12 protein-coding genes and 1 pseudogene are annotated in these 16,270 nt (G+C 64.7%); 10 read left to right on the plus strand and 3 right to left on the minus strand.

Translation table 11 applies throughout. The features are described from left to right. The first annotated feature begins 10 nt into the window (after window positions 1–10). The 6 genes and pseudogenes from VCJ09_RS03370 (at window position 11) to VCJ09_RS03395 (ending at window position 7,993) form a co-directional block, all read left to right on the plus strand. Window positions 11–1,006, plus strand: a complete 996-nt coding sequence (locus VCJ09_RS03370) for a Gfo/Idh/MocA family protein (protein WP_324733123.1) — start codon at window positions 11–13, stop codon at window positions 1,004–1,006. Between the two features lie 44 nt (window positions 1,007–1,050). Beyond that, window positions 1,051–2,550 (plus strand): CoA-acylating methylmalonate-semialdehyde dehydrogenase, encoded by a 1,500-nt coding sequence (locus VCJ09_RS03375; protein ID WP_324733124.1) that lies wholly within the window; start codon window positions 1,051–1,053, stop codon window positions 2,548–2,550. Between the two features lie 78 nt (window positions 2,551–2,628). Then, on the plus strand, window positions 2,629–4,566 hold the full coding sequence (iolD, locus tag VCJ09_RS03380) for a 3D-(3,5/4)-trihydroxycyclohexane-1,2-dione acylhydrolase (decyclizing) (protein WP_324733125.1): 1,938 nt from the start codon (window positions 2,629–2,631) through the stop codon (window positions 4,564–4,566). Between the two features lie 59 nt (window positions 4,567–4,625). Continuing rightward, a complete protein-coding gene (locus VCJ09_RS03385; RefSeq protein ID WP_324733126.1) occupies window positions 4,626–5,636 on the plus strand; it encodes a Gfo/Idh/MocA family protein in 1,011 nt (336 codons plus the stop codon). A 56-nt stretch (window positions 5,637–5,692) separates the two neighbouring features. After that, a pseudogene (locus VCJ09_RS03390) lies at window positions 5,693–6,551 on the plus strand (sugar phosphate isomerase/epimerase family protein). 212 nt (window positions 6,552–6,763) lie between these two features. Beyond that, window positions 6,764–7,993, plus strand: coding sequence for a maltoporin (locus tag VCJ09_RS03395; protein ID WP_324733127.1), 1,230 nt, complete (start codon window positions 6,764–6,766; stop codon window positions 7,991–7,993). A gap of 52 nt (window positions 7,994–8,045) precedes the next feature. Here the strand turns inward: VCJ09_RS03395 and VCJ09_RS03400 are convergent, their stop codons facing one another. Then, on the minus strand, window positions 8,046–9,959 hold the full coding sequence (locus VCJ09_RS03400; RefSeq protein WP_324733128.1) for a bifunctional 5-dehydro-2-deoxygluconokinase/5-dehydro-2-deoxyphosphogluconate aldolase: 1,914 nt from the start codon (window positions 9,957–9,959) through the stop codon (window positions 8,046–8,048). Between the two features lie 130 nt (window positions 9,960–10,089). Here VCJ09_RS03400 and VCJ09_RS03405 point away from each other — a divergent pair, with 130 nt between their 5' ends. Next, complete coding sequence (locus tag VCJ09_RS03405) at window positions 10,090–10,956, plus strand: MurR/RpiR family transcriptional regulator (RefSeq protein WP_324733129.1); 867 nt, start codon at window positions 10,090–10,092, stop codon at window positions 10,954–10,956. A 91-nt stretch (window positions 10,957–11,047) separates the two neighbouring features. Here VCJ09_RS03405 and VCJ09_RS03410 read toward each other — a convergent pair whose 3' ends face one another. Further along, entirely contained in the window at window positions 11,048–11,794 is a 747-nt protein-coding gene (locus VCJ09_RS03410; RefSeq protein WP_324733130.1) for a substrate-binding periplasmic protein, read from the minus strand. A 532-nt stretch (window positions 11,795–12,326) separates the two neighbouring features. On the opposite strand from VCJ09_RS03410, the gene VCJ09_RS03415 reads away from it, so the two are divergent. Both VCJ09_RS03415 and VCJ09_RS03420 read left to right on the plus strand, forming a co-directional pair. Then, window positions 12,327–12,566 (plus strand): CDGSH iron-sulfur domain-containing protein, encoded by a 240-nt coding sequence (locus VCJ09_RS03415; RefSeq protein WP_324733131.1) that lies wholly within the window; start codon window positions 12,327–12,329, stop codon window positions 12,564–12,566. Window positions 12,567–12,598: 32 nt separating this feature from the next. Next, window positions 12,599–13,444, plus strand: coding sequence for an SDR family oxidoreductase (locus VCJ09_RS03420; RefSeq protein WP_324733132.1), 846 nt, complete (start codon window positions 12,599–12,601; stop codon window positions 13,442–13,444). An 842-nt stretch (window positions 13,445–14,286) separates the two neighbouring features. Here the strand turns inward: VCJ09_RS03420 and VCJ09_RS03425 are convergent. Beyond that, the gene (locus VCJ09_RS03425) at window positions 14,287–14,721 is read right to left on the minus strand and encodes a VOC family protein (RefSeq protein ID WP_324733133.1); all 435 of its coding nucleotides are present in this window, start codon (window positions 14,719–14,721) and stop codon (window positions 14,287–14,289) included. Between the two features lie 105 nt (window positions 14,722–14,826). Between VCJ09_RS03425 and VCJ09_RS03430 the strand changes: the two genes are divergently transcribed. Then, window positions 14,827–16,200, plus strand: coding sequence for an IS1182 family transposase (locus VCJ09_RS03430; RefSeq protein ID WP_324733134.1), 1,374 nt, complete (start codon window positions 14,827–14,829; stop codon window positions 16,198–16,200). Window positions 16,201–16,270 lie beyond the last annotated feature (70 nt).

Below are 16,270 nucleotides of genomic sequence, written 5' to 3' on the forward strand. Positions count from 1 at the left end.
GAGCAACCTTATGAATATCTGCATGATCGGTCACGGCATGATGGGCGTCTGGCACTCCGAGGCCCTGCGCGGCGAGGACTGCTGCCTGCACACCGTGGTCGGCCGGCGTCCGGAGCCCACTGCGGCGTTCGCCGCCGAGTACGGCTACCGTCAATGGACGGTGGACTTCAACCAGGCCCTGGCGGATCCGGAGATCGACATCGTGATCATCGCCGGGCCCAGCGAGACTCATGCGGAGATGGCCATCGCCACCCTGCAAGCGGGCAAGCACTGCCTGGTGGAAATTCCCATCGCGATGAACCTGGAGGAGTCGGAACGGATCGTCGCCCTGGCCGCCGAGAAGGGCCTGACCCTCGGCGTGGTGCATCCGATGCGCTACCGCCGCGAGCGCCAGCCACTGCTCGAACGCATCGCCCGCGGCGAGGAGCGGGTCAGTCATGTGCACGGGCGCTTTTTCATCCACCGCCTGGTCAACGTCGGTGCCACCGGCTACCAGCGCAGCTGGGTGGACAACATCCTCTGGCACCACAGCACCCATTTGCTCGACCTCGGCCTGCTGATGGTCAGCGGCGGTGACATGGCCAATGTCGAGGCGCAGATCCGCGACGTGCAGTGCCATATGCCGAGCATCGACCCACGCACCGGCATTCCCATGGAAATCGTCCTGGTGGTGACCACCCACGACGACCAGAGCATCGTCTGCACCGGTTCCTATTACGGCCGCGAGCGGCTCTACGACACCCTGGTGCTGAGCGACCGCGACAGTTACCGGGCCGACGAACTGGTTAGCAGCTTGGCGACCCAGGAAGGTGTGCAGCCGATCGAGAGCGAGCGGGAAAACGCCTGGCATGTGCCCCGCGACTTCGTCGCCGCGGTGCGTGAAGGGCGCGAGCCGTTGGTGCCGGGCTGGTCGGTGCTGCCGACCATGCGCCTGCTGCAACGGGCCCAGGCGCAGTGGGACGCACGCCACGGCCGCCAGTTACTGCCGGGACGCCCGGTGTACTGAGCCGGTCGGAAACCTCTTTCACCCATTCAAACGAGGTAGCAAGCATGAGCGATATCCTTACCCACTACATCGCCGGCCAGTCCGTGGCAGGCCGCAGCGGTCGCCAGTCGCCGGTCTACAATCCGGCCAGCGGAGAAATCAGCGCCCAAGTGCCGTTGGCCAGCGTCGAGGAAGTCGACGCGGCGGTCAGCGCCGCCACCCAGGCTTTCCCTGGCTGGGCCGCGACCACGCCGCTGCGCCGTGCGCGCATCCTGTTCAAGTTCAAGACACTGCTCGAAGCGCATGCCGATCAGCTGGCCGCGCTGATCACCCGCGAGCACGGCAAGGTGCACGACGACGCTCTCGGCGAAGTGACCCGCGGGCTCGAGGTGGTGGAATTCGCCTGTGGCATTCCGCATCTGCTCAAGGGCGAGTTCACCGAAAACGTCGGCACCAATGTCGACTCCCACTCGCTGCGCCAGTCGCTCGGTGTGGTCGCCGGGATCACCCCGTTCAACTTCCCGGTGATGGTGCCCATGTGGATGTTTCCTGTGGCCCTGGCCTGCGGCAATTGCTTCATTCTCAAGCCTTCGGAGCGCGATCCGTCGCCGTCGTTACTGCTCGCCGAACTGCTGAAACAGGCCGGTCTGCCGGATGGTGTGTTTAACGTGGTGCATGGCGACAAGGTCGCGGTGGACGCCCTGCTCGATCATCCCCAAGTGCAGGCGCTGAGCTTCGTCGGTTCGACCCCGATCGCGCGTTACATTTATGAGCGCGGCGCCTCCCACGGCAAACGCGTGCAGGCCCTCGGTGGGGCGAAGAACCACATGGTGGTGATGCCCGACGCCGACCTCGACCAAGCGGTGGATGCGCTGATGGGCGCGGCTTATGGCTCGGCCGGCGAACGCTGCATGGCGATCTCGGTGGCCGTAGCGGTGGGCGACGAGACCGCCGATGCGCTGATCGAGCGCTTGCAGCCCAAGGTCAAGGCGCTGAAGGTCGGCCCCGGCGACCTGCCTGGCGTGGAAATGGGACCGCTGGTCACCGCGCAACACCGCGAGAAGGTATTGGGGTATATCGAAAAGGGAGTGGCCGAAGGTGCGCAATTGCTGGTCGACGGTCGCGAGCACCAGGTGCCGGGCCATGAGAACGGTTACTTCGTCGGCGGAAGCCTGTTCGACCGGGTCACTCCGGAGATGTCCATCTATCGCGAGGAAATCTTCGGTCCGGTGCTGGTCGTGGTCCGGGTGGCGGACTACCAGAGTGCGATCCGCCTGATCAACGCGCACGAGTTCGCCAATGGCACCGCGCTGTTCACCCGCGACGGCGACACCGCGCGACACTTCGCCAGCCATATCCAGGTCGGCATGGTCGGTATCAACGTGCCGATCCCGGTACCCATGGCGTTCCACAGTTTCGGCGGCTGGAAGGCCTCGCTGTTCGGCGACCACCACATGCACGGTCCGGAAGGGGTGCGCTTCTACACGCGCATGAAGACCGTCACCAGCCGCTGGCCGACCGGGATCCGCAGCGGATCCGAGTTCAGCATGCCGACCATGAAGTGACAGCCTGTGCCGCTCTTCGCGGAGCGGCAGAAAAAACCGGGGCCACGGCCAGGACAGAAGAATGAGTGAGGTGAAAGCATGAAAAGAACAAGGCTGACGATGGCCCAGGCGCTGGTGCGCTTCCTCGACAATCAGTACATCGAGTTCGACGGAGTCGAGCACAAGTTCGTCAAGGGCGTGTTCACCATCTTTGGGCATGGCAACGTGCTGGGGTTGGGCCAGGCGCTGGAGCAGGACTGTGGCAAGCTAGTGGTGCACCAGGGGCGCAACGAGCAAGGCATGGCGCACGCCGCCATCGGCTTTGCCAAGCAGATGGGCAGGAAGCAGATCTACGCCTGCACCTCCTCGGTCGGACCGGGCGCGGCCAACATGCTCACCGCCGCCGCCACCGCGACGGCCAATCGCATCCCGGTGTTGTTCCTGCCTGGCGACGTCCACGCCAGCCGCCAGCCAGACCCGGTGCTGCAGCAGATCGAGCAGTTCCACGACTTGACGATCAGCACCAACGATGCTTTCAAGGCGGTCAGCAAGTACTGGGACCGAGTGTCCCGACCCGAGCAGTTGATGAGCGCCTGCCTGAATGCGATGCGCGTGTTGACCGACCCGGCCGACACTGGCGCGGTGACCCTGGCGCTGCCGCAGGACGTGCAGGGCGAGGCCTATGACTACCCTGATTACTTCTTCCACAAGCGTGTGCACCGCATTGAACGGCGCCCACCGACCCAGGCCATGCTGGACGACGCCGTGGTGCTGTTCGCCGGTAAGAAGAAACCGCTGCTGATCTGCGGCGGCGGGGTCAAGTATGCCGAGGCGGCTCTGGCCTTTCAGCGCTTCGCCGAGCGGTTCAATATTCCCTTCGGCGAGACCCAGGCCGGCAAGGGGGCGATCCTCTCCGCCCATGAACTGAACCTCGGGGGCATCGGCGAAACCGGCAGCCTGGCGGCCAATACCTTGGCCAAGGATGCCGACCTGGTGATCGGTGTGGGTACTCGCTACAGCGATTTCACCACTTCGTCTAAATGGCTGTTCCAGCACCCCGAGGTGGCCTTCCTTAATCTCAATATCGGCAGCTTCGACGCCGGCAAGCTGGACGCGGTGAAGCTGGTGGCCGACGCCAGGGTGGCGCTGGACAGCCTCGGCGAGGCGCTGAGCGACAGCGGTTACCAGTCGGACTGGCAGGGCGCGATCGGCGCCGCCCGCACCGCGCTGGATGCGGAAGTCGAGCGGGTCTACGCGGTGGAATATGCCGAGCAGGGCTTCGTCCCGGAAATTGCCGACCACCTGGATCCGGCGGTGCTGAAGGAGTTCATCGCGGCGACCGGATCCTGCCTGACCCAGAGCCGGGTGCTCGGCACCCTCAACCGCCTGCTCGGCGCGGATGACGTGGTGGTCGCCGCCGCTGGCAGCCTGCCGGGCGACCTGCAGCGGGTCTGGCGCACCCAGGGGGTGAACACCTACCACGTCGAGTACGGCTACTCGTGCATGGGCTACGAGGTCAACGCGGCGCTCGGGGTCAAGCTGGCCGAGCCGCAACGCGAGGTCTACGCCCTGGTCGGCGACGGCTCCTACATGATGCTGCACTCCGAGCTGGTCACCTCGATCCAGGAGCGCAGGAAGATCAATGTGGTGCTGCTGGACAACATGACCTTCGGCTGCATCAACAACGTGCAGATGGAGCACGGGATGGACAGCTTTGGCACCGAGTTCCGTTTCCGCAATCCGGAAACCGGTCAGCTCGACGGAGCCTTCGTTCCGGTCGATTTTGCCATGAACGCCGCTGCTTACGGTTGCAAGACCTACCGGGTGACCACCGTAGAGCAGCTCGAGGCGGCTCTGCTCGACAGTAAGCAGCAGAGCGTTTCCACGCTGATCGATATCAAGGTCCTGCCCAAGACCATGGTGCACAAGTACGCGTCCTGGTGGCGGGTAGGGGTGGCCGAGGTGTCCACCAGCGCGCGTATCGCCAGGGCGTCGCAAAAAATGAAAGAGCATATCGGCAAGGCCAGGGACTACTGAGCCAGGCAGGCAGTGATGAAATCGTGAAATCCGGCAGCTAACTTTATTGGAGAACAGAAATGACGCTGAAATTGGGGGTAATTGGTACCGGTGCCATTGGCCAGGACCACATTCGTCGCTGCACCACCACCTTGTCGGGTGCCAAAGTGGTGGCGCTGAACGATATCAATCGCGAGCAGGCGATGCGGGTGGCCAAGGAGCAGGGGTTGGATGCCCAGGTGTACGAAGACGGCCATGAGTTGATTCAGGCGGCGGACGTCGAGGCGATCCTGGTCACTTCCTGGGGCCCGACTCACGAGGAATTCGTGCTGGCGGCCATCGCTGCGGGCAAGCCGGTGTTCTGTGAGAAGCCGCTGGCGGTCAGCGCCGAAGGCTGCAAGCGCATCGTCGAGGCCGAAATCGCCGCCGGCAAACGCCTGGTGCAGGTTGGTTTCATGCGGCCCTATGACAACGGTTATCGCGCCCTCAAGGAGGTGCTGCTCAGTGGCAAGATCGGCGCGCCGTTGATGCTGCACTGCGCCCACCGCAATCCGACGGTGGGTGATAGTTACACCACCGACATGGCCATCACCGACACCCTGATCCATGAGCTCGACGTGCTGCGCTGGTTGCTGGACGACGACTACGTTTCTGCTCAGGTGATCTTCCCGCGCAAGACCGGCAAGGCTTCTAGCCACCTCAAGGATCCGCAGATCGTGCTCTTGGAGACAGCCAAGGGCGCGCGTATCGACGTGGAAATCTTCGTCAACTGCCAGTACGGATACGACATCCAGTGCGAGGTGGTCGGCGAGACTGGCATCGCCAAGTTGCCCGAGCCCTCTGCAGTGCAAATGCGTAGCGAGGCCAAGCTGTCCGTGGAGATTCTCACCGACTGGAAACAGCGCTTCATCGCCGCCTATGACGTCGAGTTGCAGGGCTTTATCGACGGTGTCCGTAACGAGCGCTTGAGCGGGCCTTCGGCCTGGGACGGCTTCGCCGCGGCGGTCAGCGCCGATGCTTGTGTCGAGGCCCAGCAGAGCGGCGCGATCGTCGCCATCAGCCTGCCGCAGCGGCCGGCTTTCTACGACTAACCCAAGCAGCGCCGCCACGCAGGTTCCGCGGGGCGGCGCACAGAGGAGAACAGAGCATGCGTATCGCCCTAGACCCCTACATGTACCGTCACCTGTCGATCCCCAAAATGGTGGAGAAGACCGCCGAGCTGGGCTACCAATACATCGAGCTGTCGCCGCGGGAAGACTTCCTGCCGTTCTACAAACTACCCGCGCGTGGACAAGGCGCGCATCCGCGAATTCAAGAAAGCCCTGAGCGACAACCACGTGCAGCTGTCCTCGTTGCTGCCGCTGTACCACTGGGCCGGCCCCGACGAGGCGATACGTCAGGCGGCGGTGAGCAACTGGAAACGCTCGATCCAGGTGGCCGTGGAGATGGACTGCGAGCTGATCAACACCGAGTTCAGCGGCCAGGCCGACAATGCCCTGGTGTGCGAGCAGCAGTTCATGAAGTCGATGGAGCTGCTGCCGATCTTCGAACGCGAAGGCGTCAAGCTGGACATCCAGGCCCATCCCTACGATTTCTGCGAGCGCAACAACGAGTCGGTGGACATCATCCGCGGCCTCGACGTGGACTTCGTCAACTACCTGTATGCGGCGCCGCACACTTTCTTCTACGACGACGGCAAGGGCGATATCGCCTCGATGCTCAAGTATGCCGGCGACAAGCTGACCCACCTGATCATCGCCGACACCTACAACCATCGGGCCTCGTCGAACCTGCGTTACATCGTCAATCCGCCGGGGGTGACCGCCACCGTGCATCAACACCTGGACATCGGCCAGGGCGAGGTGGACTGGAAGGCCTTCTTCTCCACCCTGCGCGAGATGAAGTTCGACGGTATCGCTACGGTGGCGGTATTCGCCTGGGAGGAGCGGGCCGATGAGTCGTGCCGTTTCATGCTGGAAAAAGTCCGCAGCGAGCTGCTCGGCTAATCCCGGCGCGCAACGCCATTAACTGATTCCACCGGGTCAATACAGCTCGGCGCGGTGCCCCATCGAAACGGTTGCGAAAGCGATTTTTTCGATGTGCGCACGGCGTCGCGGGGGGGCTTTTGCCCGGAAAAAGCCAGGGAGGGTGATTTGTTCCACGCGTGATCCGAAGTGTTCTAAAAACCAATCCGCACAATAAAAACAATGAGGTTGTTATGAAAGTTACGGCGAAACTGAGTGTGGCCTTTACGCTGGGTTGCCTGGCATTGCCCCAGGCCCAGGCCCTGGAGTTCACCGGCTATGTGCGCAGCGGCGCGGGCAGTACGGAAAACGGCGGTAGCCAATCCTGCTTCCAGTTGCCCGGCGCCCAATCGAAATACCGTCTGGGCAACGAGTGCGAGCAGTACTCGGAGCTGGATCTGCGCCAGGATCTGCTGACCCTGGACGACGGTTCGGTGGTCAGCGTCGAAGGGATGGCGCAACTGTTCAACGAGTATGGCCATACCCCGGAGTTCACCGGTGAGCATGGTTTTTCCCGGATGAGCCAGGCATTCGTCGAGTGGAGCAAGCTGCCGGCGCTCAATGGCGGCTCGCTGTGGGCGGGGCGGCGTTACTACAAGCGCAACGACATCCATCTCAGCGATTTCTTCTACTGGAACCAGAGCGCCACTGGCGCCGGTATCGAGGATTTCGCGCTGGGCGGGCTGAAGTACAGCTACGCCTTTTCGCGCAAGGACAGCGTGTTCCAGAAGGAATACATCAACCGTCACGATTTCAACGTCGCCGGTTTCCAGACCAACCCGGGCGGCGAACTGGAATTGGGCCTCAGCTATATCGCCAAGCCCCGCCATATCGAAGGCGCCTACAGCGGCTGGTCGGTGACCGCGCAGCACAAACAGGCGGATTTTCTCGGCCTTGGCGGCAAGAACACCCTGGCTTTGCAATACGGCCCCGGCCCCGGCACCGCGCTGGGCTCGACCGGCGATGTCAACCTGGACAGCAGCGCCAAGCGTTATCGTCTGGTGGAATTCTTCGATTGGCAAGCCACGCCGCGCTGGGGTGGTCAGGCGCAGTTCGTCTACCAGAAGGATAAGCGGGCAGAGAACAAGGATGAGCAAAACTGGCTGTCGGTTGGCGCCCGTACCAGCTACGCCTTCACCGAGCAGTTCAAGCTGGTTGGCGAGGTCGGTCACGATCGGGTCGAGGCCGCCGATGGCACGCGCAAGCTGAACAAGTTCACCGTGGCACCAACCTGGTCGCCGGCCGGTCCTGATTTCTGGGCGCGCCCGGAAATTCGCTTGTACTACACCTATGCCAGCTGGAACGAGGCGGCGCAGCGTGCGGCCAGCGCATTGGCGGCAGGCTCGGCGCTGTCCGACAGCGGTGCCTTCGACAATGCCCAGCATGGCTCCAACTTCGGCGTACAGGTCGAATACTGGTGGTAGCTGAGCACGTTTAGCGAAATGCCCGGGCCTGCACCAGGTCCGGGTCGCAAGCTCAAGTCCCCGCCGACCAGGACCGAGCCTGCCGCCACAGCGACAGCACCAGGCGGAAGTTGGCGGTCAGCCGGGCACTCAGCGTGGCGTCGTCGATCCGTCCGGCGAACCAGTCGACCGCCGGTTCGTCGAAGATCGTTCGGCCCACGGCGAAACCGCGGCAGATGGGGAAGGGCGCGGCATTGCGAAAGGCTTTGCCCAGCGAGGCCGGTTCGGCCTGCAGGCCGAGCAGCAGCACACCCAGGCAATAGGGGTCATAGCGTTCGATCAGCGCCTCCAGCCGCGTCCAGCCGGGGGCTTCCAGCGGTGGCAGCTTCCACCAGTCCGGGCGCAAGCCGATCCGATAGAAGTGCTCGACGCAGGCCGGCAGGCTGTGGTCGTCGAAGCGCTTGCCCTCGGGCGCGAGCACCTCCAGCAGCCAGTCGCGCTCGTCAGCCTCGCAGGCCAGTTGCAGGGCCAGCAGTTGCCGATCCTGTTCCGCGCGCAAATGTGGCTCATCGTCGGGGTGGTAGTAGACCAGGCATTTGGCCTGATGGCCGATCGGCCAGCGGCGCAGCGCCTGCGCCTGCTCCTCGCCGGCGATTAGCCGCAGCGGCCGTGAACCGGAGACCTCTACTGGCCGTGCCAACCACCAGTCGGCGCCGAAGGTCGGCAGCAATTCGGCGCCGTAGCGCTCATCCAGCAGCAATCCAGCCTTGCCCAGCAGGGCGTCGCTGTCGCGGATCTCGCGCAGGGTGGCGGCCAGCAACTGCTTGAAGCGGAGGATATCCGCTTCGCCGCGCCCGTGGGCCTCGGCCAGCGCCTCGAACTGCCAGCGATGGTCGAAGGCCAGGGCATGCACTTCACTCCAGCGCCGCGGGCGGGTGCTGATCCGGTGCAGGCGGCGGAAGCTGGCATCCTGGTCCGGGCAGACCGGCAGGTCGCCCTGGAGAAAGCGCTCCAGTTCCGCCCGCGAGGGAATCGCCGGGGCACAGCCGTGGCGCGAGGCGACCAGGGCACCGCAGGAATTGGCCAGGCGGCAGCAGTGCGCCAGCTCGGCACCGTCCAGCCAGCCGCGGAGGAAGCCGGCGAGGAAGGCATCGCCGGCACCGAGCGGGTTGAGCTGACGCACCTCGGGGGCGCGGAACAGCGGCTGTTGCGCCAGCTCGGCGGGGATCTGCGCGGCGAACGCCTGGCAGCCGGCCGCGCCCTGTTTGACCAGCAGCAGCGCGCCGCTCAGCTCGCGCACCCGGCACAGCGCCTCGCGCAGGTCGCGCGAGGCGCCGGCGATGCAGAACTCCTCGGCGGTGCCGACGATCAGCTCGAACTCGCCCAGCAGCGCCTGCAGGCAGGCGCTCACCGCCGGGTCGAGGGCCGCCCGCGCCTCGCCCTCGGCGGGCGGCAACAGACCCCAGAGCACCGGGCGGAAGTCGATATCCAGTACCCGCTGCAAACCGCGCTCGCCGGCGATGCGCAGGGCTTCGCGACAGGCCTGGTTGGGCGTCGGCTGGGACAGGTGGGTGCCGGTGATCACCAGGCAGCGGGCGCTGGCGATATAGGCCGGGTCGATATGGCTGGCGCTCAGCGCCATGTCGGCGCAGTCCTGGCGGTAGAACAGGTGCGGCACGTGCCGGGTGTCGTGCAGCGCCAGCAGCACCAGGCCGGTCAGGCGCTGCGGGTCGCGCACGATATGCCGGGTGTGGACCCCAGCGTCGGCCAGTGAGTGGATCACGAACTGCCCCATCGGCTCGGCGCCGACGCAGCTCAGCAGGCCGGTCTGCAGGCCCAGGCGGGCGCAGCCGACGGCGATGTTGGCGGCCGAGCCGCCGAGGTATTTGCTGAAGTGGCTGGTGCTTTCCAGGTCGGCGCCGGGTTGTTCGCCGTAGAGGTCGACGGCGGCGCGGCCGAGGCAGATCACATCGAGAGACGGAGACAAGGGCATTGCTCTTATGGATTGCTGGTGCAGGTGCCAGGCAACTGGAGTGAGCTGTGTTTATAATGGAATGAAATTTCCATATCAATGCTAGCGCAGAAAATCTGCGCATTCATGGGATCAGGGGACAACAATGCAAGCATCCGTACCGGCGACCTTGGATGAGTTACGTGAACAGATCACCCTGCGCTACGACAGCCTGAGCAAGCGGCTCAAGCAGATCGGCCGCTTCGTCCTGGATTATCCCAACGATGTGGCTCTGGAGACCGTGGTGGTGATCGCCGAGCGTTCCGCGGTGCAGCCGTCGGCGTTGATCCGTTTCGCCCAGGCGTTCGGCTACAGCGGTTTCAGCGACATGCAGCGGGTGTTCCAGGCGGCGCTGATGCACGGCAACGCCAACTACCGTGAGCGTATCCGCCTGTCTCGCGAGGGCGAGCAGGACATCGACGCCGACCAACCGCTCAGCGTGCTGCGCGCCTTCGCCGGTGCCGACATGGCCGCCCTCGAACAACTGCCGTTGACGGTGGACGGCCAGGTCTTCGCCCAGGCGGTGGAGTTTCTGGCCAAAGCCCCGGGGATTCTGCTGGCCGGCCAGCGCCGCGCCTTTCCGGTCGCCGCCTACCTGGCCTACGCCCTGAGCCACCTCGATCGCCCGGTGCGGCTGCTCGACGGCCTCGGCGGGATGCTCAAGGAACAGGTGCGCAGCGCCGGCCGCCAGGATGTGCTGGTGGCCATCAGCTTCTCGCCCTATGCCCCGGAAACCCGCGAAGTGGTCGACCTGGCCCGCCAGCGCGGCCTGCGCGTCATCGCCCTGACCGACAGCCCGCTCAGCCCGTTGGTCCAGCAGGCCGACGTCTGGTTCGATGTGCGTGACGCCGAAGTGCAGGGCTTCCGCACCCTCAATGCGACCCTCTGCCTGGCGCAGTCGCTGGCCGTGGCGGCAGGCTATCGGCTGGAGCAGGAGCTGTTCGCTTCTCCAGCAGCCGCCGGTCAATCGTGAAGCGCGCCGAGAATCCCGGAGGCTCTTCGGCAGCAAGTGAGGCTGCCGACGCGGCCGCGCCGGCAACCGCCCGGTTGCGCCATGGCCTGGCTCAGGGCAGGTGCAGGTCATCGCCGGCCGCGCTGAGTTCCTCGTAGGCCCGGTCCAGGGCATCGCGCAGGGCCTCGGCGCCGGGGGCGCGGTGCGAGACGATCAGCTTCAGAGGCACCCGCTGCAACTGTACGAAGGGCAATTCGGTCATACCCAGGCGCCGACGCGCCTGCTCCACCGGGGTCTGGTAGTCGAGCAGGAAGTCGCCGCGGCGGCGCTTGAGCATCTCCAGGGCGGCACTGTGGCTGCCGGTGCGGTGCTGCTGGATCGCCAGGGCGGGGTCGTCGAGCAACGCGTTGATCTGCGGCCAATAGCTGTAGCCGCTGATCGTGATCACCCCGCGCCCTTGCAGGTCTTCGGGAAAACGTGGCAGCAGGGTGTCGCGGCGAAAATACAGGTTGAGGACGATTTCACCCAGCTGGATGCGGGTTTCCAGGGTGTGCTCAGCCAACTCGGGTTTGCCGGGCGCACCTGGCCAGATCTGCACGCTGCCATCGCGCAGGCCGTTGTACAGGCGCGCGCTCGGGTAGGAACGCAACTCGGCCTGATAGCCGGCGTGCTCCAGCAGTCGCTTGGTCAGGTGCAGGATCGCACCTTGCGGACGGCCCTGGCTGTCAGTGTAGGAATAGGGCGGGAACTCATAAAAGCCGACCCGCACCAGCGGCCGTGCCTCGTCGCTGGCGCTTTGTGCAGGGCTCGCGCCGGCCCAGAGGGCGGCGATAAAAACTAGGCAGAAGATTCTAGGCATTGACCTGGCTGCGGCGCTTGGCCGTCTTATTGTTATAAGAACCTGGCCGAGCATGTCGGTGAGTGAGCGGTTTTGTCCAGTGGCATTTGCGCTCAGCCGAACCGCACAGGGCGGCACGCAGATCTGTAGGATGGGTTAGGCGCCTGGCACAAGGCTATTGGCTGTTACCCGGTCAGTTGCGCCGTAACCCACCACGCTGAGCACGCCGACCTCACTTGGTGGGTTACGCGGCGCGCCAATGATGCAATTGCTTTTCAGCTCTACGACCTGCGCCGCTAACCCACCCTACAAAAGCTACAAAGCTGCGGCCAACACATCACTGGGACATGGCCTTCTACAAGGCTCTGGGCAGGCTTGAGTCCAATGGCTCAACGGACTAGCCGCACAGGGCGGCACGCAGGACGCGCGGCAGGCTCAGGAGGTGGTTGGGCTATGCTGAAACAACCGAGGAGGCTGCCGCGCCGCAGTCGGCTGATGCGTTGGGCCGCCGAGCTTGCCGGTGTCGATCCACCCAGTGAAATGAGGAGCTAGCATGACCGAGCCGCTGATTGCCCAACGAGGTCCCTTTGCGGTCGAGGTGCAGGCCGGAAAAGACTATTTCTGGTGCCGGTGCGGGCGTAGCGCTGGCCAGCCGTTTTGCGACGGCAGCCATAAGGGGACTGACATCACGCCGCTGAAATACCATGCCGAACAGAGCGACACCCTGTACTTTTGTGGCTGCAAACATACCCAGACGCCGCCTTGTTGCGACGGTAGCCATAACAAGCTGTAGGGCCAGCAGCCAGCAAAGCCGGGGGGCAAACCATGTATCGCAAGGTCTTCGCCAGTAAAGTATTCGATCGCAAGGTGGTGTTGATCAGCGGCGGCTGCGCCGGGATTGGCCGCGCCCTGGCCGTGCGCCTGGCCCAGGCTGGCGCGCGCCTGGTGATTCTGGATCTGCAGCAGCAGGCGCTGGATAGCCTGGTGCAACACCTGGCCGATCATCACAACGCCGAGGCGTTGGGGCTGGTCTGCGACGTCGCCGATGGCGAGGCGGTGCAGCGTGCCGTCGCCCTGGCCGTCGAGCGCTTCGGCGGCATCGACGTGCTGATCAACAACGCCGGTATCACCCACCGCAGCAGCTTCGCCGAGACCGAGCTGGCGGTGTTCCAGCGGGTCATGGCGGTCAACTACTTCGGCGCCCTGCATTGCACCAAGGCGGCGCTGCCCAGCCTGCTGGCCCGCGCTGGGCAGATCATCGTGCTCAGTTCGTTGTCCGGTTTCTCCCCGTTGCTGTATCGCAGCGCCTACAACGCCAGCAAGCATGCCCTGCATGGCCTGTTCGAAACCCTGCGCTACGAGCTGAAGGACAGCGGGGTCAGCGTGATGCTGGTGTGCCCCGGCTTTACCGCCACCGACTTGCGCAAGAATGCCCTGGTCGGCGACGGTTCGGTGGCCGCGCAGCCGCCGCTGGCGATGGGCAAGGTCGCCTCGCCGCAGGATGTCGCCGAGGCCATCTATCTGGCGGCGCTTAAGCGCAAGCGCTTGTTGATATTGTCCAACGTCGACTGGCGGGCGCGGGTGCTGGCGCGCTTCTTCCCGCGGCTATTCGAGCGGGTGCTGTTGCCGCGCCTGTCCGGCATGAAGCCGCAAGGCCCGGGCCGCGGTTGAGCCGCGTGTGTGAAAATAGCCAACTGGAGGCGGCCGCAGTCGGATGTGAGTTTTTCACCGCGCGTAGGGCGTATTGGCGAAGGAGTACGCCGCCTTCCAGCAACCGACGCACCGCTCGCTACGTTCTTGAGCGGCCGTGCCCACTACAATCTGTTCTGCCGAACCGGTGATCGACGGTGCACTGCCTGCGGCGAGTGACACCCTACGGGTCGTGGGTTGCTTGAGGTGATTGGTCTGAGCGTGGGGCGCATCGGGCGGCGCTCCGTTCGTGGCGAAGCGCCCGCCCGCCGGATTGTGTGTCGTGCCGGTGATCGACGGTGCACTGCCTGCGGCGAGTGACACCCTACGGGTCGTGGGTTGCTTGAGGTGATTGGTCGGAGCGTGGGGCGCATCGGGCGGCGCTCCGTTCGGAGCGAAGCGCCCGCCCGCCGGATTGTGTGTCGTGCCGGTGATCGACGGTGCACTGCCTGCGGCGAGTGACACCCTACGGGTCGCGGATTGCTTGAGGTGATTGGTCGGAGCGTGGGGCGCATCGGGCGGCGCTCCGTTCGGAGCGAAGCGCCCGCCCGCCGGATTGTGTGTCGTGCCGGTGATCGACGGTGCACTGCCTGCGGCGAGTGACACCCTACGGGTCGCGGATTGCTTGAGGTGATTGGTCTGAGCGTGGGGCGCATCGGGCGGCGCTCCGTTCGGAGCGAAGCGACCGCCCGCCGGATTGTGTGTCGTACTGGTAATCGACGGTGCACTGCCTGCGGCGAGTGACGCCCTGCGGGTCGTGGGTTGCTCGAGGTGATTGGTCGGAACGTGGGGGGCCTGAAGACGTCCGCATGTAGGTGAGGGTCTCAGTCTTCGACCGGCTCGATATACAGTTCATAGGCCTGCTCCAGATCCCAGCACGTCGCTTCGATCTTGTGGCCGTCGAAGTCGCGGACAAAGCAGCCGTAATAGGGCTCGCCGTATTCGGCACGCGGGCCGGGTTCACCTTCGCCGCTCGCGCCGGCTGCCAAGGCTGCTACGTAGAAGGCATGTACAGCGGCCTTGTCCGGCGCGACAAAGCCGAAGTGCGTGCCATTGCCGACACTCGCTGGCTGCCCATCGATCGGCGTCTGCACCCAGAACTCCGGGTATTCGCGGCCATAGGCCACGGCCCCAGGGTGGGCGAGTATGCGTTTGCAGCCAAGGGTCGGCAGCACCTGGTCATAGAAGGCCACGGCCTGGTCGAACTGGTTGGTACCGAGGGATATGTGCGACAGGATGCTGGGGTTGGTGTCGGCCATTTGGCAGTCCTCCTTGGAGATTGACCCCTAACAGCCTAGCAGCCTGTCGGACTTTACCGATTCAATCGCGGATAATCCCGGCATCTGTCCAGCCGTGTCCACCGCATGAGCCGCTTTCGCCCGATCGACCGCAAGACCGCGTACCTGCTGCCGCCCTCGGCAGACGACTGGCTGCCCGAAGATCACCTGGCCCGCTTCATCCTCGAAGCCATCGAAAAACTCGACCTGGGCGCGCTCACCCGTGCCTATGCCGGGCGCGGCAGCGCCGCCTATCACCCCGAAGTCTTGCTCAGCCTGCTGGTCTATGGCTATGCCACGGGTACCTTTTCCAGCCGCAAGATCGAGCGGGCCAGCTATGACTCGCTCGCCTTCCGCTACCTCGCCGCCGGCAGCCACCCCGACCATGACACCTTGGCCAGCTTCCGCCGGCGCTTTCTCGACGAGCTGGCTGGCATCTTCCTCCAGGTGCTGGAGCTGGCGGGCGAAATGAAACTGCTCAGGCTCGGCACCATCAGCCTCGACGGCACCAAGGTGCATGCCAATGCCTCACGCCACAGCGCGCTTTCCCATGACCATATCCAGGTGCTCGAGCGCCAGCTCAAGGCCGAGGTGCAGCAACTCCTGACCCTGGCCGAGCGCGCCGACCAGGCGGAGCTTCCCGACGGCTGCAGCCTGCCCGAGGAGATCAAGCGTCGGCAGGATCGGCTGGCCGCCATGGATATCGCCAAGGCCAAGATCGAGGCGCGCGCCAGTGCCCGTTTCGAGCAGGAGCAGGCCGCCTATCAAGCGAAACTCGAGCAGCGCGCCGTGCGGGCCGCGCAAACCGGCAAACAGCCTGGCGGCAGACCGCCCAAAGCGCCGATCGCTGGCCCCAGGCCGCAAGACCAGATCAATCTTACCGATGAAGATTCACGCATCATGCGCGTGGCCGGCGGCGGCTTCGAACAGTGCTACAACGCCCAAGCGGCGGTGGATACCGACAGCCTGCTGGTGGTGGCGCAGGACCTCACCCAAGCGGGCAACGACAAGCAGCAAGTCATCCCCATGCTGGCTGAACTCAAGGCGCTGCCCGAGTCGCTGGGGCGAGTGGATACGCTGATCGCCGACTGCGGCTACAGCAGCGAAGGCAATATCGCTGCCTGTGAAGAGGCGCAAATCGAACCCTATCTGGCGGTGGCGCGCGAACATCACCATCCCCACTGGAAGGCGCGTTTCGAGGATCCGCCGGCGCTCGCAGCCGACGCCACACCGCAACAGCGTATGGCCCACAAGCTCAAGAGCCAGCCGGGGCGCACGCTCTATGCCCTGCGCAAACAGACAGTGGAGCCGGTGTTCGGCATCATCAAATCAGTGATGGGTTGTCGCCAGTTCCTGCTGCGCGGCAAGGCCAAAGTGAGCGGCGAATGGCGCCTGGTGTGCTTGGCGTGGAATTTGAAACGCATGGCCGGGTTGCGCCACAAATCCGTCCAATGCAGCTAAAAATGAGCTAAATCCGCTCGAACTCAGGAAAAGCAGAGCAATAAGCGGCTAAATGCTGAGCAAGTCGCCC

Origin of the sequence: Pseudomonas paeninsulae, assembly GCF_035621475.1 — a bacterium.
Taxonomy (GTDB): domain Bacteria; phylum Pseudomonadota; class Gammaproteobacteria; order Pseudomonadales; family Pseudomonadaceae; genus Aquipseudomonas; species Aquipseudomonas paeninsulae.

Bases quoted from the DNA above. Each gene is read 5' to 3' on its own strand.
- VCJ09_RS03405 (WP_324733129.1), top strand. From the start codon at position 10,090: ATGCAAGCATCCGTACCGGCGACCTTGGATGAGTTACGTGAACAGATC.
- VCJ09_RS03410 (WP_324733130.1), bottom strand. From the start codon at position 11,794: ATGCCTAGAATCTTCTGCCTAGTTTTTATCGCCGCCCTCTGGGCCGGC.
- VCJ09_RS03395 (WP_324733127.1), top strand. From the start codon at position 6,764: ATGAAAGTTACGGCGAAACTGAGTGTGGCCTTTACGCTGGGTTGCCTG.
- VCJ09_RS03375 (WP_324733124.1), top strand. From the start codon at position 1,051: ATGAGCGATATCCTTACCCACTACATCGCCGGCCAGTCCGTGGCAGGC.
- VCJ09_RS03415 (WP_324733131.1), top strand. From the start codon at position 12,327: ATGACCGAGCCGCTGATTGCCCAACGAGGTCCCTTTGCGGTCGAGGTG.
- iolD (WP_324733125.1), top strand. From the start codon at position 2,629: ATGAAAAGAACAAGGCTGACGATGGCCCAGGCGCTGGTGCGCTTCCTC.
- VCJ09_RS03425 (WP_324733133.1), bottom strand. From the start codon at position 14,721: ATGGCCGACACCAACCCCAGCATCCTGTCGCACATATCCCTCGGTACC.
- VCJ09_RS03385 (WP_324733126.1), top strand. From the start codon at position 4,626: ATGACGCTGAAATTGGGGGTAATTGGTACCGGTGCCATTGGCCAGGAC.
- VCJ09_RS03370 (WP_324733123.1), top strand. From the start codon at position 11: ATGAATATCTGCATGATCGGTCACGGCATGATGGGCGTCTGGCACTCC.
- VCJ09_RS03420 (WP_324733132.1), top strand. From the start codon at position 12,599: ATGTATCGCAAGGTCTTCGCCAGTAAAGTATTCGATCGCAAGGTGGTG.
- VCJ09_RS03430 (WP_324733134.1), top strand. From the start codon at position 14,827: ATGAGCCGCTTTCGCCCGATCGACCGCAAGACCGCGTACCTGCTGCCG.